Here is a 25,116-nt window from a genome sequence, read left to right on the forward strand (position 1 = left end):
TCAACCCACTAAGCGGCTGATATAACTTCATCTTCTTCCCGACGGTGCGCCCACTGATAAAGCGCCGGCAAGATCAGCAACGTCAGCGCCGTCGAGGACAGGATCCCGCCGATCACCACCGTCGCCAGCGGCCGCTGCACCTCCGCCCCGGTGCCGGTGGCCAACGCCATCGGAATAAAGCCAAGCGAGGCCACCAGTGCCGTCATCAACACCGGACGCAACCGCGTCAGCGCCCCCTCATTGATCGCGCTACCCAGCGAGCGCCCTTCTTCCCGAAGATTGCGGATGAACGCGATCATCACCAGACCGTTGAGCACCGCGACCCCGGACAAGGCAATAAAACCGACCCCCGCCGAGATCGACAATGGAATGTCGCGCAGCCACAACGCCATGACCCCACCGGTCAGCGCGAAAGGGATCCCGGTGAACACCAGCAAGCCGTCCTTGAGGTTGTTGAACATCATGAACAGCAAGGAAAAAACCAGCAGCAGAGCAACCGGAACCACGATCTGCAGCCGTTTGGCCGCCGATTGCAGTTGCTCGAACTGCCCGCCCCAACTGATCCAGTAACCCGCCGGGATCTGCACTTGCTGTTCAATCCCGCGGCTGGCTTGCTGGACAAACGAACCCATATCGCGCCCGCGCACGTTGGCGCTGACGATCACCAGGCGCTTGCCGTTTTCGCGGCTGACCTGGTTCGGCCCGAGCACCAGATCGAGGGAGGCCACTTCCGACAACGCGATAAAGCCAATCTGATCGGCACTGCCATTGAGCAGGGCCGGCACCGGGATCAGCAACGTCGACAAGCCCTCGACATCCTTGCGCATGGCGTCGGACAGGCGCACCACCATGTCGAATCGACGATCACCTTCATACAGCGTCCCGGCCTGGCGCCCACCGACCGCCACCGCGATGGTGTCTTGCACGTCACCGACGTTCAGGCCATAACGCGCGGCTTTGTCGCGGTCGATGTTGATGGTCAGCACCGGCAGCCCCGTAGTCTGCTCGACCTTGACCTCGGAGGCACCGCTGACCTTCTGCAGCGCCGCCGCAATTTTCGCCGCCGTGCTGTTGAGCACCGCCATGTCATCGCCGAACACCTTGACCGCCACGTCACTGCGCACCCCGGAAATCAATTCGTTGAAACGCAGCTGAATCGGCTGGGACAACTCGTAGTTGCTGCCCGGCATCATCGCCGTGGCGTTCTGGATATCGGCAATCAACGTCTCGCGGGACTTGTCCGGATCAGGCCATTGGTCCTTGGGTTTGAGCATCACGTAGCTGTCGGAGATATTCGGCGGCATCGGGTCGGACGCAATTTCCGCGGTCCCGGTGCGCGCGAACATGCGCTGCACTTCGGGCACTTTTTCCAGCACCCGTTTTTCCAGGCGCTGCTGCATTTCCACCGATTGCGTCAGGCTGGTGCCCGGCACGCGCAAGGCTTGCAGGGCAAAATCACCTTCACTGAGGCTTGGCACAAACTCGCTGCCCATTCGACTGGCCACCACACCCGACATCGCGATCACCGCCAATGCCGCGCCGAATGCGATCGAGCGATGGCCCATGACCCACTCCAGCGCCGGGGCGTAGACCCGTCGGGCGCCACGCATGATGAGGTTCTCTTCTTCCTTGACCTTGCCGGTCACGAACAGCGCAATCGCCGCCGGGACAAAAGTCACCGACAACAACATCGCCCCGAGCAAGGCAATCACCACGGTAAACGCCATCGGGTGGAACATTTTCCCTTCGACGCCGGTCAGGGCAAAAATCGGCAGGTACACGACCATGATGATCAACTGGCCGAAAATCAGCGGCCGGCGCGCTTCCTTGGCCGCGGCGAACACTTCATGAAAGCGTTCGGAGCGCGTCAGGATGCGCCCGTGATGCTGCTGCGCATGGGCCAGCCGCCGGATGGCGTTTTCGACAATCACCACCGCACCGTCGACGATGATCCCGAAGTCCAGCGCGCCGAGGCTCATCAGGTTGGCGCTGACTTTGTTGGTGAACATGCCGGTGAAGGTAAAGAGCATGGCCAACGGAATGACCATGGCGGTGATCAGCGCCGCACGAATATTGCCCAGGAACAGGAACAGAATCGCGATCACCAGGATCGCCCCTTCCACCAGGTTCTTCTTGACCGTGGCAATTGCCTTGTCCACCAGGTGCGTGCGGTCGTACACGGTGACCGCGACCACGCCTTTGGGCAGCGAGCGGTTGATTTGCTCAAGCTTGGCGGCCACGGCCTGGGACACCGTGCGGCTGTTCTCGCCAATCAGCATGAACACCGTGCCGAGCACCACTTCACGGCCGTTTTCAGTCGCGGCACCGGTGCGCAATTCGCGGCCAATGTCGACGGTCGCGACGTTCTTGATGCGGATCGGTGTGCCGTCGACATTGGCCATGACGATATTGGCGATGTCGTCGATGGTCGCCACCTGGCCTGGGGCGCGAATCAACAGCTGTTCGCCGCTGCGCTCGATGTAACCGGCGCCGACGTTGGCGTTGTTGCGCTCCAGCGCGGTCACCAGGTCGGTCAGGGTCAGTTTGTAGGCCGCCAGGCGTTTCGGATCGGGCGCAATCTGGTACTCCTTGGCGAAGCCGCCGATGGTGTTGATTTCCGCCACACCCGGCACGTTGCGCAACTGCGGCTTGATGATCCAGTCCTGGATCACCCGCAAATCGGTCGGCGTGTACGGGCTGCCGTCCTCCTTGAGCGCACCGTCCTCGGCCTCGACGGTCCAGAGAAAAATCTCCCCCAGCCCGGTGGAGATCGGCCCCATGACCGCCTTCACGCCTTCGGGCAATTGCTCCTTGGCGACCTGCAAGCGCTCATTGACCAATTGCCGGGCGAAAAACAGGTCGGTGCCTTCCTTGAAGATCACCGTGACTTGCGACAACCCCGAACGCGACAGCGAGCGGGTCTGCTCCAGCGCCGGCAAACCGGCCATGGCGGTTTCGATGGGAAAGGTGATGCGCTGCTCGGTTTCCAGTGGCGAGAAACCCGCTGCACCGGTGTTGATTTGCACCTGCACGTTGGTGATATCGGGCACCGCGTCGATCGGCAGCTTCTGATAGCTGGCGATGCCGAGGCCGGCCATGAGCAGCACCGCGAGCAGCACGATGATGCGCTGCTCGATGGAGAATTGAATCAGGCGTTCAAACATGAGGACCTTCTCGTGGCAATGACGGATCAGTGGGCGTCGTTAGTGAGCGTGCTCAGCCGAGGCTTTACCCAGTTCCGATTTGAGAATGAAGCTGCCGGCGGTCGCGACTTGCACCCTGGGCGCCAGGCCTTCGGTGATCTCGACCAGGCCGGCGGCGCGGCTGCCGATCACCACCGGCTGCGCCTTGAAGCCGTCATCGGTTCGAACGAACACCGTGGGCGTGTCCTCCACCGTTTGCAGCGCGGCTTGCGGCACGGCGACCTTGGCCTGGCGGGTTTCGGTATCCACCCGAGCGGTCACGAACAGCCCCGGACGCCAGGCGCCTTGCGGGTTGGCCAGGGTCACGCGGACCGTAGCGGTGCGGGTCTGCTCGCCCAGCAAGCTGCCGACGTAGGCCACGGTGCCACTGACTTCGGCATTCAGTTGCGGAGCACTGACCGTGACCGTTTTGCCCACCAGAACCTTGTTCAAGTCCTTCGGCGAGACACCAAAGGTCACCCACACCCGCGACAAATCCGAGAGCGTGAAGGCGTTGGTGGTTTCGCTGACGACCTCGCCGAGGCCCAGGTGTTTTTCCACCACCACACCGTCGAACGGCGCCCGAAGTTCATAGCGGTTGCCACCGCTGGCCACCGAACTGCCGCTGAGCACGCTGATTTTCTGTCGTGCGTTGCCGAGGGCGATTTCAGCTTCTTGCAGGGCCTGGCGGGCCTGGAGGAAATCCTGCTCGGCAGAAATCTTGTCCTGCCATAGCTGCCGTTCACGGGCGTAGGTGGTACGCGCCAGCTCCAGACGCCGTTGTGCGCCGGCTTGTTCGCTGCGTTGATCGGAGATCTGCTGGCTGGCGATGACCGCCAGCAACTGACCTTTCTTCACCGACTGGCCGAGGTTGACGTGCACCGACTCGACCACACCCGGCACGCGCGGCACCACGTGGGCGGTGCGATCTTCGTCGAAGCGGACCTCACCGGGAAACGGCAACGAGAGGCTGATGTCCCCGGCCTTGGCTTCGGCCAACTGGATACCGGCCGAGGCGATCTGTTCTTCGCTCAGCGTCAGGTGGCCTTCTTCGGTTTCGCCGTCACCGTGAGACGCTTTCGTTTCATCTTCGCTGGCGTGATCGTCGTGCCCCTTTTCGTCCTGCGCCTGAACGGCGGCCGTCGGTGATGCTGCGCCGCCCATCCAGAATGAGCCGATGCCAATACCCACCGCGAGGGTCAGTGCGGTGACAAATAGATGTTTTTTCCATGGAGACTCCCTGCGCCGTCCCGTTGGCCGGGCAGCGATAATAAAGATGAGATTCAGCGGCTGCGGGCGAGCGTCTCGACATCACCGAAAATCCGCTCGATACGTACCCACGCCTCGGTCGCCTCGGACATCGCCTGGATGTATTGGGCGCGGGCGCTGATCAAGGTGCGCTGGGCATCGAGCACGTCGAGGAAGTTGAACTTGCCCATCTCAAAACCACGGGTCGCGGTGTCGACGGCGCTTTGCGCGGCGGGCAGGATCGATTGGTCGAACGACTGGATTTCCGTGTTGGCGGTCAGCCATTGATCCAGGGTGGTCTGGATGTCCGTGCGCAGACGCAGCTCACTGGCGTTGCGCAGGTCGCGAGCCTGATCGGCGCGGCGCGCAGCGGCGAGGATGTTGCCCTGGTTGCGGTTGAACAGCGGGATCGGCATCGACAGCCCGAAGACGTTGACCCGCTCGCGCTCCAGTTCGCTGTATTGGCTGCCGACACTCACCGTGAGGTCTGGAATCCGCTGGGCTTTTTCCAGGCCCAGGGACGCTTCGCGCTGATCGATCTGCAGCTTGGCCAGGCGCAGTTCTGCGGTGTCTTCGATGCGCGCCAGCAGCCGCGAAGTCGACGGCACGGCGGGCATCGAGCGCTCGGGAACGCTCACGCTGACGAACGTCGGCAGCGGCGCCCCCATGACCTGCGCCAGTTGCTGCCAGGCACTGGCCTTGTCGCGCTCGGCCCTTCTGAGTTCCAGGCGGACTTGCGAGCGCTGAACCTCGGCGCGCGTCCCTTCGACCGGCGATGCCTTGCCGCTGTTGATCCGCCCTTGCGCCACCCGCACACCGCGTTCCGCAAGTTCCAGCGACTGGCGTGACAGCAACAAGCGTTGCTGCGCTGTCGAGGCGCCGTAGAACGCCTGGATGACGTCGGCCCGCAACACGTTGCGCTTGCGCTCCAGCTCGATGCCCGCCGCATCCTGGGCGCGGCGGGCGACGTCGATCCTCGCCCCGCGCTTGCCACCGAGTTCGATCGGTTGATTGAGCATCACCGTCGTGGTTCGCGAGTTGCGCCGTGTGTCCTCCGCTTGCCAGGACACCTCGGGGTTAGGGCTCAAACCGGCTTGTTGCCGATCGCCCTGGGCGATACCGATCTCCCATTGTGCCGCCGCCAGATCGGGGTTGTTGGCAAACGCCGTTCGCAGGGCTTGATCCATGGTCAGTGCTGATGAGGCCGAAGCTGCCGCAACGCTTACGCCGGCCCATGAGAGCAGGCAACTTAAACCGAGAATCCTGCTGATGTTCAGGGGAATTATTAACGTTCGATGCCAGCGCAATTTCAGACTTCCTTTAAAGCACTAATAATTCAATGGCATCAATGTAGAGTTGCACAGCTATCAACAAGGTGACTGTAAAATTACAAATACGTTATTCAAGGTTCCGCTGGTATTTCCTGCACTAACATGGCCAGGGTAAAAAGCTAATAACCCCACAAGCAATATGAAGAAACAAATACTGCTCAATTATCCGCCGAACAGCACTTGTCGAAGTTTCACAACCATGTAAGCCGTCAAACTTCATGCGACATGTTGTCGCTACCCCAAGGATTCGCCGCTCAAGAACAATGCTTTGGCTTGACCCTGTAGCAGCTACAGGCTTTACCGTGACGATCATTGAGGCGTTTCAAACGCACTTTACATTCGCTCAGAGAACCCAAAAACAACAACTAACTTTTCTGAACAATCCAACCATTTCCGGTTATTTAAAAAGGTGACCTATCATGCGAATCCTTGTCGTTGAGGACGAGCTTAAAACTGCCGAATACTTGCATCAGGGACTGACGGAAAGTGGCTATATAGTTGATCGCGCCGCGAATGGTGCTGATGGACTTCATCTGGCCCGTCACCAGGCCTACGACCTGGTGATACTTGACGCCAATCTTCCGCAACTTGATGGCTGGAGTGTGCTTGAACAACTGCGCCAAAGCAGCAACACCCAGGTGATGATGCTGACCGCACGCGGGCGCCTGGCAGACAAAATTCGCGGCCTCGACCTGGGTGCCGATGACTATCTGGTCAAGCCGTTCGAGTTTCCCGAGTTGCTGGCCCGGGTCCGAACCTTGATGCGTCGCAGCGAACACATTCCGGTGCCGCCAGTGCTCAAAGTGGCCGATCTTGAGCTCGATCAGGGCCGCCACCGGGCCTTTCGTGGCGAGCAGCGCATCGACCTGACGACCAAGGAATTTGCGCTGCTGCACCTGCTGATGCGCCAGTCGGGCGAGGTGCTCTCGCGCACGCAGATTATTTCACTGGTCTGGGACATGAACTTTGACTGCGACACCAACGTGGTCGAGGTGTCGATCCGGCGTCTGCGCGCGAAGATCGACGACCCGTTCGACAACAAGTTGATCCATACCTTGCGCGGCGTTGGCTATGTGCTGGAGGCCCGGGAATGAAGCCGGCCAGCCTGTCCATGCGACTGGGTTTGACCGTGAGTATTCTGGGGGCGTTGCTGGTGGTGTTGCTGGCGGTGCTGGCGTTTATCGCACTGTCCCATGAGCTGGACACACTCGCCAAAAGCAGCCTCGACAGCAAAATGCAGCAGATCGAGCACAGCCTTTCGGGCTATGAAAAACCCGGCGACATCAACGCCCAACCCCACGCGCTGCTTGATCAGGTGATGGGCCATGACAACCTGAACCTGACCCTCTACGACCTGAAGAACCTGCGCTCGCCGCTATTGAAATTCGGCACGGGGTTAACCGACCCAAGGGTCGAGTTGAAGGCGGCGGCATCGGCCATCGACCAGGTTTCATATTCCAGGAGCACGGATGCGGAAGGCCGGCATTTCCTGACCGCGTCACGGCTCATTCGACTCCCCAACGGCACGAGCGTCGCCGTGTTGCTGTCGATTGATAGCGCCAACGACGACACCCTGCTCAGTGCGTACCTGCGCTCGACAATCATCGCCTTGCCGTTGCTGCTGATCCTCATCGGCATCAGCGCCTGGGCCGTGGTCCAGCGTGGCCTTGCGCCGTTGCGCGAGTTTCGCAAGGTCGCGGCGATGATCTCGGCGCAGGACCTCAGCCATCGACTGTCGGTGGTCAAGATGCCCCAGGAACTCAGTGAACTGGCCCATGGCATCAACTTCATGCTGCACCGCCTCGACGGCGATGTTCAGCAGTTGTCGCAGTTCTCCGATGACCTGGCCCATGAACTGCGCTCACCGATCACCAACCTGATGGGCAAGGCCCAGGTGACACTGTCCAGGAGCGACCGAGCGAGGAATACAAAGCGGTGCTGGTGTCCTGCACCGAAGAGTTGGGCCGTGTGACGCGGATTGTTTCGGACATGCTGTTTCTGGCGCAGGTCAGTCACCCCGCCGCGCTGGTCCCGTTCGAGACCATTGCGCTGGAAGATGAAGCGTTGAAAGTCGTCGATCTGTTTTCACTGTCGGCGCAGGAGAAACGGATCAGCCTGAGCGTTACCGGCAGCGGATCGACCCTTGGCGACCGGTTGATGATCCAGCGGGCGATTTCCAACCTGATGTCCAACGCGATACGCCATTGCCCGCCCGGCCAGGCGATTTCGCTGGTCATCGAAAACCATGCCAGCCAGGTTTCACTGTGGGTGGGCAACCCTGGCACCGGGATTGAACCGCAGCATCTGGCACATGTGTTCGACCGTTTCTATCGGGTCGACACCAGTCGCTCCCGCGCGCAGGGCGGGACCGGGCTTGGTCTGGCGATTGTGCGTTCGATCATGAGCCTGCATCAGGGCAGCGCCGAGGTGCAAAGCCTGCCGGGCAGCGCCACCGTATTCAGGCTGGTGTTTCCCAATCTGGAAGGGCAGATCTCCTGGCCATCCAAACGACAGGAAACCACCGCCGGCTAGTGCTCCATGCCGAGGTCTTTTTCGAGCCCTGCATGGAACTGCGAGTGCTCCAGTTGCAGGGTCGTATGGCTGATGTGAAAGGCCTCGCTCATCAGGCGTGTCACTTCAGCCAACACCGCTTGCCCGGCCTCGGAAGAACCCTGGACCACCAGGTGCGCACTCAGGACATTCTTGCCACTGGTCACCGCCCAGATGTGCAGATCATGAAGGTCCTCGACGCCGTCAACCGCCCGAATACTGGCCTCCACTGCATTGAGGTCGATGCCTTCCGGCACGCCTTGCAAGAGGATATTGGTGCTTTCCTTGAGCAACACCCAGGTTCTGGGCAGCACCCATAAACCGATGGCCGCAGCGACGAACGAATCGACCCAGGACCAGCCGGTGTAGCGAATGATCAGTGCCGCGCCAATCACGCCGATGGAGCCAAGCATGTCGCTCCAGACCTCCAGGTACGCGCCTTTGACGTTGAGGCTTTCGTCACTCGCGGACATCAACAGGCGCATCGAGATCAGGTTTACCAACAAACCGATCACGGCGACGATCAACATGCCGGTGGACTGGATTTCTGTCGGCGTGCGAAAGCGCTGGAAGGCTTCGTACAGAATGTAGATGGCGACCAGAAACAACAGAATCGCGTTGAACGCAGCGGCGAGGATTTCGAACCGGGCGTAACCGAAGGTACGCCTCTTGTCTGCGGCGCGTTTGGCGATCTGGATGGCGACCAATGAGATCGCCAACGCGGTAGCGTCGGTCAGCATATGCGCGGCATCGGACAGCAACGCCAGACTGCCGGTGACGTAAGCACCAATGACTTCCGCGACCATGAAACTGGCGGTCAACGCCAAGGCGAACCACAGCTTTTTCTCGTGCCCGGCCCGTGCTTGTCCGTGACTGTGTCCTGCGCTCATCGGTCGCTCCATGGGGTTTCTGTTTGGGGAGAGTGGACACCCTGTAGCGGGTTCAGGGTCAAGCGGGAAACTGTGGTGACTTGAAGACCGCTTTCGCGAGCAAGCCCGCTCCCACATTTTATCCGTGTGCGACGCAGATTCCCTGTGGGAGCGGGCTTGCTCGCGAAGAGGCCCGAAAAACCACCACCACCCCAAGCCATACCCCGCCAGGACAGCAGCCAATTGCCACCTATACTCCAGACACCCTACCCCGCAAAGGATCTGCGCCTCCAACAATAATAAGCAGAGGTGGAACATGGTCTGGCAGCAAATCTACGACCCGTTCGGCAACCCGGTGTTATCGACGGCCATGGCGGCCACGCCGGTGGTGGTGGTGATGCTGGCGTCCCTGGCTTTTTTCATATCAAGGCACACATGGCCGCATTGCTGGCCCTGGGTTCGGCTTTGCTGATCGCAATATTTGCGTTTGGCATGCCGGCGAACATGGCGGGCTCGGCGGCGCTGTTCGGCGCGGCCAACGGCTTGCTGCCGATTGGCTGGATCGTGCTGAACATCATCTTCCTGCACCGGCTGACCACCGAGAACGGCTCGTTCAAAGTGCTGCAGGATTCCCTGGCGCGCATCACCGACGACCGACGCCTGCAACTACTGCTGATTGCCTTCTGCTTCGGCGCGTTCTTTGAAGGCGCCGCCGGGTTCGGCACGCCGGTGGCGGTGACCGGGGCGATTCTGATCGGGCTGGGCTTCTCGCCGTTGGCCGCGTCAGGCCTGGCGTTGATCGCCAATACCGCGCCCGTGGCGTTCGGCGCCCTCGGCACGCCGATCATCACCCTGGCCAAGGTCACTGGGCTGGATGAAATGGAGCTGTCGATGATGGTCGGCCGGCAGTTGCCGTTCTTCTCGGTACTGGTGCCGTTCTGGTTGATCTGGGCCTTCGCCGGCTGGCGCAAGATGCTGGAAATCTGGCCGCCGATTCTGGTGGCCGGGGTCAGTTTCGCCGTGCCGCAATTCATCGTGTCGAACTACCATGGGCCGATGCTGGTGGACGTGATTGCCGCGCTGATTTCCATGGCTTGCCTGACCGCGTTCCTCAAGGTCTGGAAACCCGCCACCGTATACACCTCGGCCGCCCTGTCAGGGCGCGTCGACAACTCGAAAATAGACCCGGAGCATGAGCAAAAAACCGAGGCCAGTACGACCTTTGCCAGCGATGCCAAGCCGGCGGTCATGCGCGCCTGGATGCCGTGGATCATCCTCACGGTGTTCGTGTTCGCCTGGGGCACCCAGGGCTTTAAAAACCTCTTCGACACCCGCGCCGTCACTGACCCGCAAACCCACGCGGCCATGCTCGACCCACAGGGTAAACCGCTGCGCGAAGCGAACCCGATCTTCTCGCCCGCCCTGACGTTCACCACCCTGCACCAGCAAGTCGAGAAGGTTCCGCCGGTGGTGCCGCAACCGAAAACCGAAGAAGCGATCTACAAGTTCACCTGGTTCACCGCCACCGGCAGCGGGATCTTGCTGTCGGCGATTCTCGGCGGGTTGCTGATGGGCTATTCGATCCCGCAACTGGCGCGCCAGTACCTGCGAACGCTGTGGGTGGTGCGCTTTTCGCTGATCACCATCGCGGCAATGCTCGCCTTGGGCTACCTCACGCGCTACTCGGGGCTGGACGCCACCATGGGCCTGGCATTCGCCGCCACCGGGATTTTCTACCCGATGTTCGGCACCCTGCTCGGCTGGCTCGGCGTGGCGCTGACCGGCTCGGACACCGCCTCCAACGTGCTGTTCGGCGGCTTGCAGCGGGTGACGTCCGAACAACTGGGGATCAGCCCGATCCTGATGGCCGCCGCCAACAGCTCCGGCGGGGTCATGGGCAAAATGGTCGATGCACAGTCAATCGTGGTCGCCTCCACGGCGACACGCTGGTATGGCCATGAAGGGGAGATTCTGCGCTACGTGTTTTTCCACTCGATCGTACTGGCGATCCTGGTCGGCGGATTGGTGACGTTGCAGGCGTATGTGGCGCCATTCACTCAGATGGTGGTGGGCGGGCATTGAAAGGGCACGGCGCCAGGCCGTACCCTCGGGGCCTGGCTTATATATGCAGCCAGGCCAGTGTGCCTAACACGACACTGGCGCCGCCTGCGGTGTAGGCGAGTTTTTCAGCCACTCCTTGCGGGTCAGCAAGGTGATCGCGGCCAGGGAAATGGCGATCTGAATCGCGGTCATTGCCTGGGCCCAGCGGTGATGCTGGTGCAACGCCTGCTCGGACTTCGCATCCCACACGCGAACCTCCTCCTCCAGCGCTTCGGCTTTCTTGCGCACCACTTCTTTTTCTTGCTTGTAGCGCTCGGCTTCAGCGACGTAGTGCGCGGCATCGAGACCCGGGATGTGGGTCGCCAGTTCGGACAGGTTCTGGCGGCTGGATTTGGCCTGGTAGTAATTCCACTGGTTGGAGGCTTCGGTTTTCTCGATGGCGGCGTTGTTCTTGTCCATCGCCGCTTCGCTTTCCGTGGAGCCCGCCTGATAGCTGAGCAAGGCACCCAGCGTCGCCATGATCGCCGTCATGACTGCGATTTTGCTGGCGAAATTATCACCCTTGCCATGGGCGTGGTGGGTGACGTGTTCGACATGTTCTTCGTGTGGACTGGGGACTTCGAACGCTTCAGACATGGCTTTGACTTCGGGGGTTGGACAGGTGTCGAAGTGTAAGGCGCGCCCTCCTGCGAAGTGCTTGTCATTGGACTACCGTTCAGCCTACGTTCAGGCAATGTTCATTCGGCGTGGCTCAAGCAGATGAACCATCAGGCAGGCATACAACGTTACCAGGATAAACAGCCCCATGCGCACGGCAGCCGCGGTGTAGACGTCCTTGCCGGCGGCGCTGTCCTGCACCGACTGGCCCAGCAGGATAATCAGGGTGATCAGGCTGTTGAGCCAGAACCCGGGGCTGAACCGGGTCGGGCTCAGGGCATACAGTTTGCGCGCCAGTACCAGGCCGAACAGCAGCATCCACAGAAAGAACATCCACAGGTGCACAAACAGGCTCAGAGCGCACCAGAACAGAATCGCCAATGCGCCGCCGAGCAGCGTCGAGCCGAGCAACTCGCGACCGGCGTTGCGCACGGTCGTGGTAGAACTCTGTTGACCGAGGCTGACCGCTTTGAGGATGATCGGCAGGTAGCGGGCCGGATCGATCAGCGCCAGCAGGAACGCCGGCAACACGATCAACGTGGCGCGCAAAGCGACCCGGCCGACGTCTTCCGCCGGCAGTGTCGGGGCGGCAGGTGCTGGCGGTGCATTGGCCGGCTCGGGAAACAGCCCATGACTCAATGTCACGACGATCACGGCCAGCAGCAACCCCTTGACCAGCGCTCCGATGACCATCAGCGCAAGCTCGAAACTCGCGGTGCCGGCCGCCGAAATCATGGTCAGGCCAATCACCAGGAACGTCACGATCAGGTTGTTGCCGCCGCGCAGGCCAAAACGAAAAACCACGAACAGACCGAGGCCAATCAGCAACAGCCCACTGACCGGGTAATAGCGCAGCAGCGCAATCAACAACAGCCCGATGCTGGTGGTCAACATCGCCACCAACGCCAGCACCACCCCGGCCTTGAGCGGCAGCGGCCGATTAAGGGTGGCCAGGAACAGCAGCGCCAGCACGGGCGCGAGAAAAGGAATCGGCAACGCCAGACCGAAACTGGCGGCCAGGCACAGCGCCGTCCCCGTGGCCAGGCGCAGGGCGCGCTGATCCCCGGCGGTGCGCTCAGTAGGCATACGACAACCAGCTCATCAGACTCAAGAACATCCGGCCGAGCGGGTTCAGCGGGTTGCCCTGGCTCGGGAACGCCATGACTTCAGCCTGACCGCCTGCGCGGATGGCGCGACTGTCGCGCAGGCTGTTCAAGGCGTCTTCGCCGAACTCGATCACCACCGGAAAGCGCTGGGCCGGGCGCAGCCAGGTCACGGCTGTTCTGAATACTCGGCAAGGTGCCGGGCGCTGTCGCCTGGCCGACACTGACGCCATAACCGACACTGCGCACGCGGCCCTCGAAAACTTCGCCCGGCAGAGCGTCCAGCACAATGGCCACCGGGGTCTCGGGCTGGATCAGGCTCAGGTTGTTTTCGGTCATGTCGGCGCTGATCCACACATCGTGGATGGCGATCAGGGTCATCACCGGGCTGCCGCCGGCGGCGAACAGCCCGGCGTCGGTGCGCAGGTCGGTGATCAAACCCACCGAACGCGCATAGATGCGAGTATTGGCCAAGTCCAGCTCGGCTTTCGACAACGCCGTCGCAGCGCTGCGTAGCTGTGCGTTCTCTGCCTCGTTGCCGCCCTCCTGCTCCTTCGCCCGTTGAATTTCAGCACGGGCCGCTTCCACTTGGCTGGCGGCCTGTTCGAGATTGGCCCGCGACACCTCCAGCAGGCGCACGGACACCGTTCCCCGGTCTTCGCGATACAAGCCTTCCAGTCGCTGATTGTCCTGCCGCGCCTTGAGCTCGTTGGCCTGGGCAGAGCGCAACGACGCCTGTGCCGAGGCGATGCCAGCGGTGCCGGCGCCGATCTGGCGACGGGTCGATTCGAGGTCGGCGCGGGCGCGATCGACGGCGATCTGATACGGCTGTGGATCGACCTCGAAGAGCAGGTCCCCGGCCTTGACGTCCTGGTTGTTGCGCACGTTTACGCGGATCACCCGCCCCGCCACTTCCGCCGCCACCGGAATGACAAACGCCCCGACCCGAGCCTGTTGCGTGTAAGGCGTGAAGCGGTCGGCGAGCAAGTACCAGGCAAGGCTGAGGATGATCAACAGCAGCACCCACTTAATGCCTTTTTTCGCCGGGTCGGCGGTCGGTACCGTTGCTTTCGGTGCCGGCGCTTCGACAGGGGGCGGTGCGGCTTCACTCATGGTTGTTCACCTTGTCGGACAGTGGATAGGCGGGCTGCGCAGCGCCGGGGTCGTCCAGCAGGTCGTCCCAGTCCGTGCGTTTTTCCATTTGCTTGCGCGTGGCGCTGTCGATGATTGGCTGCGCGGCGTACCAGCCACCGCCAAGGGCTTTGTACAGGGCGATCAGGTTACTCACGGCATCGCTGCGGCTGATCAGGTAGTTGTCCTGTTGCTGGAGCAATGCCTGCTGGGCATCCAGCACCCGCTGAAAGTCTGAAAAGCCTTCGCGATACTGCGCGCTGGCCAGCACCAGCGAACGTTTGGCCGCCACCTCGGCCTGGCGCAGGATGCGTTCGCGTGCCAGGGATTGGCTCAGGCCGCTGGCGGCATCGTCAGCCTCACGGGCGGCCTGGCGCACCGTGTCGCGATAAGACTCGATCAACTGTTGCAAACGCGCATCCTGCACCCGCACGTTGTTGCTGATCCTGCCGTGATCAAACAGGTTCCAGCGCAGGCTGGGGCCGCCGATAAAATCCAGGTTGTTGGACGTGCCGCCCACCGAACTGGCCGACCAGACGATGCTGCCAAGCAAGCTCAGCGACGGATAAAAATCACTTTCGGCCACGCCGATCAGCGCCGACTGGGCCGCAACGTTCAGCTCGGCCGCGCGCACATCGGGCCGGCGCAGCAGCAGGTTGGCCGGCACATCCTGCAGCACGGCGCGGTCCACCAGCGGGATCAGCCCGTCATTGTCCGTCACTTGCGGCAACTCACCCGGCGCTTGCCCGGTCAGCACCGACAAGGCATTGCGGGTTCGATGCAGTTGATCTTCGAAGTTGGGAATGCTCGCCAGGGTGCCGAGGTACTGGGTCTTGGCCTGCTGCAGGTCGAGCTCAGCCGTCTGGCCGCTGTTGAACAGTTTGCGGGTAATGTCCAGGCTGCGCTTTTGCTGCCGGGTGTTGTCGCGGGCGACGCGTAATCGCGCCTCGGTGGTACGCAGTGAAAAGTAGGTGTCCGCCACTTGGGCACGCAGCAGCACGAGCGCGTCTTCGTAGTTGGCCTGGGCGGCGAAGTAGCTGGCATCCGAGGACTCGATGGCCCGACTGAAGCGGCCCCAGAAGTCCAGTTCCCAAGCCACGTCGAAGCCTTCACTGAATTGCCAGATGTGGCTGTTCTGCGGGTTGCTGCCGCTGTACTGACGGCGTTCCACGTAGAGGCCGTCGACACTGGCCTGCTGCAGTTGCGGGTAACGTCCGGCCTGGGCGATGCCCAATTGTGCCCGGGCTTCCATTATCCGCAGGCCGGCCATTTTCAGGCTGGAGTTGTGCGCATCGGCGTCGGCAATCAGTTGGTCGAGCACCGGGTCATTGAAGACTTGCCACCACTGACGGATATCCGGGTTCGCACCCCGTTCGCTGGATTGCTCCAGCGCCGGCGTACTCCAGTGTTTGACCCAGTCTTCGCCAGGGGACTGGAAGTCCGGCCCCACACGCATGCAGCCGCTAAGGCCGAGCGCGCCCAGCAACAGGAGCGACCCTGACCGGATCAACATGGCTGCACGTGGATACATGACGGGTCCCGACCAGATAGATGACTGGAGCATAGCCGCCCCAATCAAAACGCGGACTCGCCCGTTGTGGCGTATCAGCTGCTACGCTTTTCAAGTGCTACTAACCGCTGCAGTCCATCCAGAAAAGGTACGGCCCTCATGACCACCCAACCTCACTCAGCCGGCTGGCGCTTCAAACTGGGCATCGTCATTTTGTGTTTGATGCTCGGGTCGTGGTTGATGGTGCCGCTGGCGGCCGCGGTCGGTGTCCCCGGTTCAAAGATCGCCGCGCTGACGGGGGTCTTGTTTATCAGCAATAAGGTCCTGCTGATTCTGGTCATTGCCGTCATGGGCAAGGCCGGCTTCCAGCAATTGAAGCGCAGCGTGTTTGGTTACGTGACCTCGCTGGCGCCCAGCGCCGAACTCGAAGTCGGCCCGGTGCGGCATTACATCGGCCTCGTCATGTTCTGCGTACCGCTGATCTCGGCCTTTCTTGAACCCTACGTCGACAGCATTTGGCCGGGGCTGCGGCCAAACCTCTGGCAGGTTCAAGTCTTGGGCGACCTGATGCTGATCGGCAGCTTTTTCGTGCTGGGCGGCAACTTCTGGGACAAGGTCCGCGCGTTGTTCATTCGCACCGCCAAAGTGAGCAATGCCTAGCGGGAAGCAAGCTAATGAACCGTCTGACGGCGAAAGACTTCGCCCCTGAGTTGCTGGAACTCTACGACTACTACGTACATGGCCGGATCAACCGGCGCGAGTTTCTCGACCGCGCGGCGTTGTTCGCCTTGGGCGGGTTGAGCGCCTGCGCATTGCTCGCTGCCCTGAGCCCGAATTACGCCCTGGCCGAGCAAGTGGAATTCACCGACCCGGACATCCTCGCCGAGTACATCACCTACCCGTCACCCAAGGGCCACGGCCAGGTTCGTGGCTATCTGGTGCGCCCGGCGAAAACCGCCGGCAAGGTGCCGGCGGTGGTGGTCGTGCATGAAAACCGTGGGCTCAACCCTTACATCGAAGACGTCGCCCGGCGCGTGGCCAAGGCCGGTTTCATCGCCCTCGCCCCCGATGGCCTGACATCGGTGGGCGGCTACCCCGGCAATGATGACAAGGGCCGTGAGCTGCAACTGACCGTCGACCCGGAAAAACTCATGAACGACTTTTTCGCGGCCATCGAGTGGCTGATGAATCACGCCGCCGGTACCGGGAAAGTCGGCATCACCGGATTCTGCTATGGCGGTGGCGTCGTCAACGCGGCCGCGGTGGCCTATCCGGAACTGGGGGCGGCGGTGTCTTTCTACGGCCGCCAACCCGAAGCCAGGGATGTGCCGCGAATCCAGGCGCCGCTCATGCTGCATTACGGCGAACTGGACACCCGCATCACGCAAGGCTGGCCGGCCTTCGAGCAGGCATTGAAAGCGGCGGGCAAAACCTATGAAGGCTACATCTACCCAGGCGTGAATCATGGGTTTCACAACGACTCCACGCCCCGCTACGATGAAGCCGCTGCCAAGCTTGCCTGGAGCCGGACGCTGGACTGGTTTGGCCGGTATCTGGCGTCCTGAATCACGCTCAGGCCTTCTGACCGCTACCAACGCCCCTGGCAATATCGATTCCCCAATCCAGGGCGGCTTCCATGTCCAACAAGTGTGGCGATGGATCGCTGTCTTCAAGAATGACCGTGCCATCTGGCCGGTAGACACCGATGAACATCTCCAACGAGCCGTCCCTCAGGATCTTGGCCTTGACCTCGATTTTGCATCCGTTCGACAGGGTTTCCGTGTGGATCAAGTGGCGCTCGGTCATTTTTCACTCCCGGTTTTTGGCCTGAAACCAATATCAAAAGACACTGCAGTTTAATGCCAAACGTTATATTGAAAAGTCATTATTAATGGCGATAAGGAGGCCGGTTATTTATGAGAAAAAAGCTGAACAGGCCATTCTTAATCGCCATTCCTAATATAAAAAAAGCGTCAAGCAAACACTTCGCGATGAGTAAATCCCTGTTAAAAATTTAAAAGGCATTATGCCTCCATTGGACATTGCATATTTAAAGAGTCCTGCTTAACTGCAAAAACTGCTAATGACGGCAGTACTTGCTAACACCACGGAAGGAGTCGTTATGGGCCATTCACCTTCTCACCCCATCCCCCGTACGGGGTCGCCATCCAGAGCGCTATCAAGGAAGGCAACCTGCAACAGATGAAAGCGTTATTGAAACAACGCGACCCATCGAAGCCTGAACCCAAAGAGCTACAGACCGCTTACGACACACTGGCCAGGGAAGTTTCGCGCCAGGAAAAACACTAGCTCTGTTTTCCCCCTTATTGCAATGGAGGCAATAACCATGTCTGGTACTCACCAACAACCTGTCGGTTTGTTCCCACTCGCCTATCGAATTGGTACTTCGGCGCCGGGCGCACAAAGCCTGGCATTCAATCTGCTGGTCTTTACCCCTGAAGAAACGGTCAGCGGCACCGCTGCGATCACTCAGGCGACCAACCCGCCGCTGGATATCCACTCCGATGTCTGGGGCGAATACACCTACCTGACTGTCATGTCACCCGGTGTCAGCAAAATCCTGATCACCGCACAAGGCAATCACGGCGGCCCAGGCTCGAACTCCATCGTGAATTTCAAGATACGGCTGGTGGTGGGCACCGACTGGAAGGACGGTGTCGCCAACTATTCATACCTTGATGGTCAACGCTGGGTCGAAGTGAACAACGTCCCTGCCCACCTCACCGAAGCGGTGCGCTCCAACGCCTTCCCGCCGCTGGAGCCGGGCCCGGTTATCCCGCCGAACTCGTCGTATCCGCCGATCATGCCGCTGTACGCCGCGCCGATTCAAAGCGCCATTGCCAGCGGTGACCTGGCCCAGATGAAAAACCTGGCGAGCCTGGCCACGCAACAACTGGATCAGCAGCCACAACTGCAAAGCGCACTGGAAGCCGCCAAGGGCGAAATCAGCCGGCTGGAACGCCGCTGACCCGGCCACTCAATGTGCCTGGTTTGTCCTGAATACACTTAAGGGAGTTGCACCATGTCAATCGGACTTTTTCACACTCGCCTCATCGTCAGCAATCATCTACTCGGCGCACCGGTTTTGACCCTGGACCTGTTGGTGGACACGGTTAAAAAGAAAGTCAGCGGGGTTGCCAGCCTCTTTCAAAGCGCTCATCCACCGGTGCACTTCCGTGCCCGGGTATGGGGCGAGTATTGCGAGGCCAAGCTGATTCCGACGGCCGAAAGCCACATCATCCTCACCCTGGATGGCAGCCCGAGCGGCCCGCTCAGCCAGATTGCCCAGACCTTTCATTTGAAGGGCATCCTCGGCGCGGACTGGGTCAGTGGCTTTGTCGACTACCGGTACTACGAGCAGGGCGTCTGGCATCAAGTCAAGCACGCCGCCGTCAGTCCATCGCCCGTGATTGGCCCGGTGGAGCCTCCTCATCACGTCCTGCCGCTCTACGCCGTCGCGGTGCAGCAGGCGCAAACCAGCGGTGACCTGGCGCAACTGAAATCGGTGGTGCAGCGCGGCGAACAGCAACTGGCTCACAGCGGCGCCTTACGCAGTGCGCTGGAACAGTTGACCGCTGAAATCGCTCGGCTGGAAGCACGCTAACCGGCCAATAAGCGATTGAACTAACGAGGAGCAATCTGTGGCGAGGGAGCAAGCTCTCTCGCCACACCTTCGAAGGATTCGTGCCGCGCACGTGTCTGTGCGCAAGGATTTCCCATGTCAGACAACCGCCCTGCCCGCTACCTCAGTGAAACCGACCTCAAACGTTACGTGCCGGTGCATGTGGTCTGGGAAATCACCCTGGCCTGCGACCTCAAATGCCTGCATTGCGGCTCCCGCGCAGGCCATCGTCGACCCGATGAACTGAACACCCGGGAATGCCTCGACGTTATCGACTCCCTGGCCGCGCTCGGCACCCGCGAGATCACCCTGATCGGCGGCGAAGCCTACCTGCGCAAGGACTGGACCCGGCTGATCCAGGCCATCCACGATCACGGCATGTACTGCGCGATTCAAACCGGCGGGCGCAACCTGACGCCGGCGAAAATGCAGGCCGCGGTAGACGCCGGGCTCAATGGCGTCGGTGTCTCCCTGGATGGACTGGCACCGCTGCATGACGCCGTGCGCAATGTGCCGGGCTCATTCGACAAGGCCGTCGACACCCTGCGCCGCGCCAAACAATCCGGGCTGGCGGTGAGCGTCAACACCCAGATCGGCGCCGCCACATTGCCCGACTTGCCCGAACTGATGGAGGTGATCATCGGCCTCGGCGCCACCCATTGGCAGATCCAGTTGACCGTCGCCATGGGCAACGCCGTCGATCACCCGGAGCTGTTACTGCAGCCCTATCAACTGCTGGAAGTGATGCCGTTGCTGGCACGGCTTTACCGCGAAGGCGTCGATCGTGGCTTGCTGATGAACGTCGGTAATAACATCGGTTACTACGGCCCGTATGAACACATGTGGCGCGGCTTCGGCGACGAACGCGTGCACTGGAGCGGCTGCGCCGCCGGGCAAACCGTGCTGGCACTTGAGGCCGATGGCACCGTGAAAGGCTGCCCATCATTGGCCACCGTCGGTTTTTCGGGCGGCAACGTGCGCAACATGAGCCTGCACGACATCTGGCATTACAGCGAAGGCATGCACTTTGGTCGCTTGCGCTCGGTCGACGACCTGTGGGGCTACTGCCGCAGTTGCTACTACAACGACGTCTGCCGTGGCGGCTGCACCTGGACTTCGCACTCCTTGCTCGGCAAACCCGGCAACAACCCGTACTGCCATTACCGCGCGCTGGACCTGCAAAAACGCGGACTGCGCGAACGCATCGTCAAGCTTGAAGACGCCGCGCAAAAATCCTTCGCGGTCGGGCGTTTTGATCTCATCACTGAACGCATCGAGACTGGCGAAACGGTGAGCAGCGTCAGCGACAGCGGCCAGGTGATCAAACTGGCGTGGGCGAATCAGGGCCAGAAATCACCGGACGAAGGGCGTGTTCCGACGCAGTTGGCCTTGTGCCGGGGATGTTTGCAGTACATCCACCCGCATGAAGTGACGTGCCCTCATTGCACTGCGGATGTGGCCGCCGCCGAGGCCGGGCATCAGGTGGATCGAGCGCGGCAGCAAGCGATCATGAATACGCTGAACGGGTTGTTGGGGTTGCCACAGAGCACATTGATGTGAAAGGGCTGCTCCCTTTTCTTCATCTGCGAGTGATGACCTTTCAGTCATGACACAAAGGATCGCCTCCCCGCTTACTCATCAATGGGATTGTGCCTATGGTTGGCCTCTACCCAGCGTCAGAGCAAGCAGAGGTATTCATGACCACATTCAGAACCTACGTCATCACGGGCACCGCCTCCGGCATTGGTCGTGCGACACGACAGTTGCTCGAATCACAGGGCCATCGAGTTATCGGCGCCGACTTGCGCGATGCCGAGATCATTGCCGACCTGTCCACCGCCGAGGGTCGGCAAACCTTGGTCGAGCAAGCCACGCAACTGAGTGAAGGCGTGGTCGACGGTGTACTGGCGGTGGCCGGTGTCGACCTTGCCGGACCTGCGACGGTGGCGATCAATTACTACGGTGCACTGGCGACGCTGGAGGGCTTGCGCCCGCTGCTGCTCAAGTCCCGTGAGCCACGTGCAGTGGCGGTGTCATCGATTGTGTCGATCCACCCGGTCGACCAACTGATGGTCGATGCCATGCTCGACGGCACCGAAGCCCAAGCCAGACTCCGTGCCCAAGAGGCGCCTTACGCCTATGCCAGCACCAAACAAGCCTTGTCGCGCTGGATTCGCCGCGTCGCGCTGAACGCCGAATGGGCCGGTGCCGGGATCCCCTTGAACGCCATCGCGCCGGGGCTGGTCAAGACTGAAATGCTCTCGCACCTGTTCGAGGATCAGGCCACCAGGGACCGAATCAACGCCGGCTGCCCGATGCCGTTGAAAGGTCCTTACGAACCCAACGCAGCGGCTGAACTGCTGGCGTTTCTGGCCAGCGAAAAGAATGGCCACATGACGGGCCAGACGATCTTCATCGACGGTGGCGCCGATGTGGCGTTGCGGGGCGATTCGGTCTGGTAGCGGACAGCATTTTGCGGCGGGTGGCCCGGTAATCGATGGACTAGACTGCTAACGCCGTCTTCAGGCCAAGAGCACTCAATATTGCCCAGAAAAAGCAGGCGCATGCCACGAATCCTGGTGTACATCCTCGTATCGATTGCAGCCGTGTACTTGCTGCTCTGTGCAGCGCTGTTCGTGTTTCAGCGCGCCCTGATTTACTTCCCCCAACCCAGCACCATCGAGACACCGGATACGTTGCTCAAACTGTCGGTTAGCGACGCGGACCTGCAGGTATCCGTCAGGCCACACGTGGGCCCCAAGGCGTTGATCTATTTCGGTGGCAATGCCGAGGACGTCTCTCGAAACCTGCCGTCGTTTTCCCAGGCGTTCCCGGACGAGGCGATCTATCTGCTGCATTACCGAGGCTTCGGAGGAAGCTCGGGATCACCTTCCGAGGAAGCGATTGCCCGTGATGCGCTTGATTTGTTTGACCGGGTCTACGCCGAACATCCGCAGGTTGCCGTGGTCGGTCGCAGCCTCGGCACCGGCGTTGCGATCCGCCTCGCCAGTCAACGCCCGGCCACGCGCCTGATCCTGATCACGCCCTACAACAGCCTTCTGCAAATCGCTGTGCGCCAGTACCCGATGTTTCCGGTGCAGTGGTTGTTGAAGGACACGTTTGATTCCGGGCGGTACGCCACTCACATCAGCGTGCCGACCCTGTTGATCATGGCGGAACACGATGAGGTGATACCGCGGGTGAGCACGGAGCGGCTCTATGGGCAGTTCACTCCGGGTGTGGCAACGCTGAAGGTCATCAACGGCGTGGGGCACAATTCGATCTCCGAGAGCCCCGAGTACCTCAAGTTGATAGGCGCCCAGTTGTGAGTGCGGTTGTGAACTGTCCGCACCCACCGCGTTGAAAATCGATCCCTGTAGGAGCTGCCGAAGGCTCGGGCCGCGTTCGGACGATCTTTTGATCTGGTTTTATAAAAAAGACAACGTCAAAAGATCGTCCGAACGCGGCCCAGCCTGCAGCGCTCTACGTTAGCCGCGTTTAGTGCCCCCGCGTCTAGCGTTTGCACGCCAGGCGTTGCGCCCAGTTACCGCCATTGACTCGCTGGCACTGTTCTTCGGAATCGAACTGCACATGGGCCGCGACCGGGCTGACGAGCACGTCTGCGTCCGCCAACGCCTCGGCCGTCAATTCGACCATGCGTTCGCCCTGGCCGCTGGACAATGCCTGTTGCTTTTCAGCCTCGGTATCGAAGACCCAGATCACCCGCAGACTGGAAGGAAACTCGGCGTAATCGACCTCGTGGGTCAGCCAGCAGAAACCGACGATTTGCGCTTTGGCCGTTTCGCAGGCTTCGGTCAGGGTGGCGACCAGGCGACGTTCGATGCGGGCTTGATCGCGCTTGCTTAAAGCCATGGGTTGATCCTTGTGAGTGGCGAGGGGAAGCGCCAATCATACGATCCTGCGCGCTTGTGGCGAACACTGGTTTGTTGTCAGACAGTTTTTTGCTGTCTTTAGGGCCCCTTCGCGAGCAAGCCCGCTCCCACACTGGACTGTTGTCGTTCACAAACAGTATGTTCACAACCGTCCATTGTGGGAGCGGGCTTGCTCGCGAAGACCCATTTAGCCGCCGCAAAACTATCTATTCGACCTCATTTCGGCCGACGAACCGCCCGCAATTTTCCACTACCCCCGCCACCACAAAAGAACTGATCGGCACCATCGGACTCAAGCCCCGAGACGCCGACGCCTGCGGGCATCTTTACGCTTTCCAGCACCTCACCTGTCGCCGGATCAACACGCCGCAACTCACTCTCATCGCCCTCCCACGTCCCATGCCACAACGCACCTTCGACCCAGGTCACGCCGGTGACAAAACGGTTGGACTCGATGGTGCGCAGAATCGCCCGGTCTCGGGATCGATCTGATGAATCTTGCGGTCGCGGTACTCGCCGACCCACAGCGTTCCTTCGGCCCAGGTCAGCCCGGAATCACTGGGACCGGGCGCGGGGATGGTGTGCAGCACGCGACCGGTCCTGGGGTCGATTTTCTGGATGCGGTCGGCGGCGATCTGGAACAGGTGCTCACCGTCGAACGCGGTGCCGGCATCGGCAGTGACGTCGATCGAGCGCAGGGTCTGGCCGCTGGCCGGGTCGAGGGCGTTGAGTTTTCGCCGCTGGCGAACCAGACATTCTGGCCGTCCCAGCTCACGCCATGCACGGCGTCGACACCGGTAAAAGGGCCATATTCACGGAGGATTTGGGCTGCTGAGTGTTTCATGATGGTTTCCTCGTCACGGGTTGGTGAGGTGATCCTAATCACTGGGCCACGGCGCCGTGAGTAACAAAGTCGTCGCGAAACCCGGCACCGGCGGGGTCATCCAGCGCCGCGCCCGTCCGCGCCCGAATGATTGCACCTTGGCGTCGGCCGCCAGTGTGTCGAGTGCCCGTTGCACCGTGCGCTGACTGGTGCCGAGGGCCAGCGCCAGGGCGGAGCTCGACCACGATTCACCGTCGGCGAGGAAGGCAAACAGCGCGGCGAATTTTTCTTCAACGGGCCGCGCCAGTAACACGACGTCGGTTTCATCGCGCGACACCAGGGCATAGCCGCGCGGGGTCGCGGTCACGCTGGCCAGCGGCTCAAGCGCCGCACGCAAGCGGCCGACTTCGACGCGCAACCGGGCGCGATGGGATTCATCGCTGAGCTTCAAGCGAAAGGCTCGGGCGATCAGCATTTCTCTCGGCACATCAGCGGGCCAGGCTTCAGCCAGTGCCCGGGCGATGGCAAACAGCACCGGGCGCGAGGCCAACGAGACCGACATCCCGGCGCCGCGCACGCTGTAGCGGCAGGCGTCCACCACCAGCGAGGTTGAGGCGAGCAACCTTTCTACCGCGTCCAGCAACAGCGGGCGTTCCTGACCACGGGCAATCAGTCGCGCAACAGGCGTGTTCAACACCAGAGCCGCCTGTTCGACCTCGGCACTCAGTGCCGGGATCGCCGCTTGCCGGGCGGCCTCTTCGGCTCTGGCCAGTGCCGCGCGAGCCATGTTCGATTGCAGGCGCCGCATCGCGATCCCGGCCACGACCAGCTCATGGACGGTGCGCAAGGCCGGCGGCAGTGGCGCGGGGTCAAGTTCGGCGAGCAGCTGCTGCGCGTCATCCAGCCGCCCGATCAGCAGCAGGCGCCGAATCGCCAGGTAGCGCGCATGGGCGGCGTTGACGAAATCGCCGTGGGTTTCAAGCGTCAACCGTGCCGTGTCGAGGGCCTTTACCGGCCAACCCAAATCCCGAGAGGCCAGGGCGATCTCAGCCTCGGCGACCACACACCTCGCTCGCGCCAACGCCTCTTTCGGCCCGAAGGCCCGCGCCGCCCGC

17 protein-coding genes and 6 pseudogenes are annotated in these 25,116 nt (G+C 61.3%); 11 read left to right on the forward strand and 12 right to left on the reverse strand.

Features of this window, described 5'->3' with window-relative positions:
• Positions 1-8: 8 nt before the first annotated feature.
• The 3 genes from JFV26_RS01375 to JFV26_RS01385 form a co-directional block, all read right to left on the reverse strand.
• A complete protein-coding gene (locus tag JFV26_RS01375) occupies positions 9-3,164 on the reverse strand; it encodes a CusA/CzcA family heavy metal efflux RND transporter (RefSeq protein ID WP_201189064.1) in 3,156 nt (1,051 codons plus the stop codon).
• A gap of 39 nt (positions 3,165-3,203) precedes the next feature.
• Positions 3,204-4,346, reverse strand: coding sequence for an efflux RND transporter periplasmic adaptor subunit (locus JFV26_RS01380; RefSeq protein ID WP_201189094.1), 1,143 nt, complete (start codon positions 4,344-4,346; stop codon positions 3,204-3,206).
• A gap of 119 nt (positions 4,347-4,465) precedes the next feature.
• Positions 4,466-5,674 (reverse strand): TolC family protein, encoded by a 1,209-nt coding sequence (locus tag JFV26_RS01385; protein ID WP_242487715.1) that lies wholly within the window; start codon positions 5,672-5,674, stop codon positions 4,466-4,468.
• 506 nt (positions 5,675-6,180) lie between these two features.
• On the opposite strand from JFV26_RS01385, the gene JFV26_RS01390 reads away from it, so the two are divergent.
• Both JFV26_RS01390 and JFV26_RS01395 read left to right on the forward strand, forming a co-directional pair.
• The gene (locus JFV26_RS01390; protein WP_201189068.1) at positions 6,181-6,855 is read left to right on the forward strand and encodes a heavy metal response regulator transcription factor; all 675 of its coding nucleotides are present in this window, start codon (positions 6,181-6,183) and stop codon (positions 6,853-6,855) included.
• Positions 6,852-8,293: pseudogene (locus JFV26_RS01395) on the forward strand (heavy metal sensor histidine kinase). Before JFV26_RS01390 ends, JFV26_RS01395 begins: the two are co-directional and overlap by 4 nt.
• Here JFV26_RS01395 and JFV26_RS01400 read toward each other — a convergent pair.
• Positions 8,290-9,201 (reverse strand): cation diffusion facilitator family transporter, encoded by a 912-nt coding sequence (locus JFV26_RS01400; RefSeq protein WP_201189069.1) that lies wholly within the window; start codon positions 9,199-9,201, stop codon positions 8,290-8,292. The pseudogene JFV26_RS01395 and the gene JFV26_RS01400 overlap by 4 nt on opposite strands.
• A 295-nt stretch (positions 9,202-9,496) precedes the next feature.
• Between JFV26_RS01400 and JFV26_RS01405 the strand changes: the two are divergent.
• Positions 9,497-11,262, forward strand: a pseudogene (locus JFV26_RS01405) (L-lactate permease).
• A 37-nt stretch (positions 11,263-11,299) separates the two neighbouring features.
• Here the strand turns inward: JFV26_RS01405 and JFV26_RS01410 are convergent.
• From JFV26_RS01410 to JFV26_RS01425, 4 genes and pseudogenes are all read right to left on the reverse strand, one after another.
• Positions 11,300-11,877 (reverse strand): annotated as a pseudogene (locus JFV26_RS01410) (DUF4337 domain-containing protein).
• Positions 11,878-11,967: 90 nt separating this feature from the next.
• Positions 11,968-12,984: a DUF2955 domain-containing protein gene (locus tag JFV26_RS01415; protein ID WP_201189071.1), complete on the reverse strand. Its 1,017-nt coding sequence runs from the start codon at positions 12,982-12,984 to the stop codon at positions 11,968-11,970.
• Positions 12,974-14,114, reverse strand: a pseudogene (locus JFV26_RS01420) (HlyD family secretion protein). The gene JFV26_RS01415 and the pseudogene JFV26_RS01420 overlap by 11 nt, the downstream one beginning before the upstream one ends.
• On the reverse strand, positions 14,107-15,645 hold the full coding sequence (locus JFV26_RS01425; RefSeq protein ID WP_201189096.1) for an efflux transporter outer membrane subunit: 1,539 nt from the start codon (positions 15,643-15,645) through the stop codon (positions 14,107-14,109). The pseudogene JFV26_RS01420 and the gene JFV26_RS01425 overlap by 8 nt, the downstream one beginning before the upstream one ends.
• 156 nt (positions 15,646-15,801) lie before the next feature.
• Here JFV26_RS01425 and JFV26_RS01430 point away from each other — a divergent pair, with 156 nt between their 5' ends.
• Positions 15,802-16,302 (forward strand): transporter suffix domain-containing protein, encoded by a 501-nt coding sequence (locus JFV26_RS01430; protein WP_201189073.1) that lies wholly within the window; start codon positions 15,802-15,804, stop codon positions 16,300-16,302.
• Positions 16,303-16,316: 14 nt separating this feature from the next.
• Positions 16,317-17,207 carry a YghX family hydrolase gene (gene yghX / locus JFV26_RS01435; protein ID WP_201189075.1) on the forward strand — a complete coding sequence of 297 codons (891 nt, stop codon included), beginning with the start codon at positions 16,317-16,319 and terminating at the stop codon, positions 17,205-17,207.
• A gap of 7 nt (positions 17,208-17,214) precedes the next feature.
• On the opposite strand, the gene JFV26_RS01440 is transcribed toward yghX, so the two are convergent.
• Positions 17,215-17,448, reverse strand: a complete 234-nt coding sequence (locus tag JFV26_RS01440) for a hypothetical protein (protein WP_201189077.1) — start codon at positions 17,446-17,448, stop codon at positions 17,215-17,217.
• Between the two features lie 351 nt (positions 17,449-17,799).
• Here JFV26_RS01440 and JFV26_RS01445 point away from each other — a divergent pair.
• The 6 genes and pseudogenes from JFV26_RS01445 to JFV26_RS01470 all read left to right on the forward strand — a co-directional run.
• A pseudogene (locus JFV26_RS01445) lies at positions 17,800-17,952 on the forward strand (DUF1843 domain-containing protein); the annotation flags it as partial.
• A gap of 37 nt (positions 17,953-17,989) precedes the next feature.
• Positions 17,990-18,631 carry a DUF1842 domain-containing protein gene (locus tag JFV26_RS01450; protein ID WP_201189078.1) on the forward strand — a complete coding sequence of 214 codons (642 nt, stop codon included), beginning with the start codon at positions 17,990-17,992 and terminating at the stop codon, positions 18,629-18,631.
• A gap of 54 nt (positions 18,632-18,685) precedes the next feature.
• On the forward strand, positions 18,686-19,267 hold the full coding sequence (locus tag JFV26_RS01455) for a DUF1842 domain-containing protein (protein WP_201189080.1): 582 nt from the start codon (positions 18,686-18,688) through the stop codon (positions 19,265-19,267).
• Positions 19,268-19,381: 114 nt separating this feature from the next.
• Positions 19,382-20,845 carry a GDL motif peptide-associated radical SAM/SPASM maturase gene (locus JFV26_RS01460; RefSeq protein ID WP_201189082.1) on the forward strand — a complete coding sequence of 488 codons (1,464 nt, stop codon included), beginning with the start codon at positions 19,382-19,384 and terminating at the stop codon, positions 20,843-20,845.
• A gap of 137 nt (positions 20,846-20,982) precedes the next feature.
• Positions 20,983-21,747 carry an SDR family oxidoreductase gene (locus JFV26_RS01465; RefSeq protein WP_201189084.1) on the forward strand — a complete coding sequence of 255 codons (765 nt, stop codon included), beginning with the start codon at positions 20,983-20,985 and terminating at the stop codon, positions 21,745-21,747.
• Positions 21,748-21,849: 102 nt separating this feature from the next.
• On the forward strand, positions 21,850-22,614 hold the full coding sequence (locus JFV26_RS01470; RefSeq protein ID WP_201189086.1) for an alpha/beta hydrolase: 765 nt from the start codon (positions 21,850-21,852) through the stop codon (positions 22,612-22,614).
• A gap of 184 nt (positions 22,615-22,798) precedes the next feature.
• Here the strand turns inward: JFV26_RS01470 and JFV26_RS01475 are convergent, their stop codons facing one another.
• The 3 genes and pseudogenes from JFV26_RS01475 to JFV26_RS01485 form a co-directional block, all read right to left on the reverse strand.
• On the reverse strand, positions 22,799-23,158 hold the full coding sequence (locus tag JFV26_RS01475; protein WP_201189088.1) for a hypothetical protein: 360 nt from the start codon (positions 23,156-23,158) through the stop codon (positions 22,799-22,801).
• 236 nt (positions 23,159-23,394) lie between these two features.
• Positions 23,395-24,022: pseudogene (locus JFV26_RS01480) on the reverse strand (Vgb family protein).
• Between the two features lie 34 nt (positions 24,023-24,056).
• The coding region (locus tag JFV26_RS01485; protein ID WP_201189089.1) for a helix-turn-helix domain-containing protein at positions 24,057-25,116 on the reverse strand (1,060 nt) is incomplete at its 5' end.

It is taken from the genome of Pseudomonas sp. TH31 (assembly GCF_016650815.1).
In the GTDB taxonomy this organism is placed as follows: domain Bacteria; phylum Pseudomonadota; class Gammaproteobacteria; order Pseudomonadales; family Pseudomonadaceae; genus Aquipseudomonas.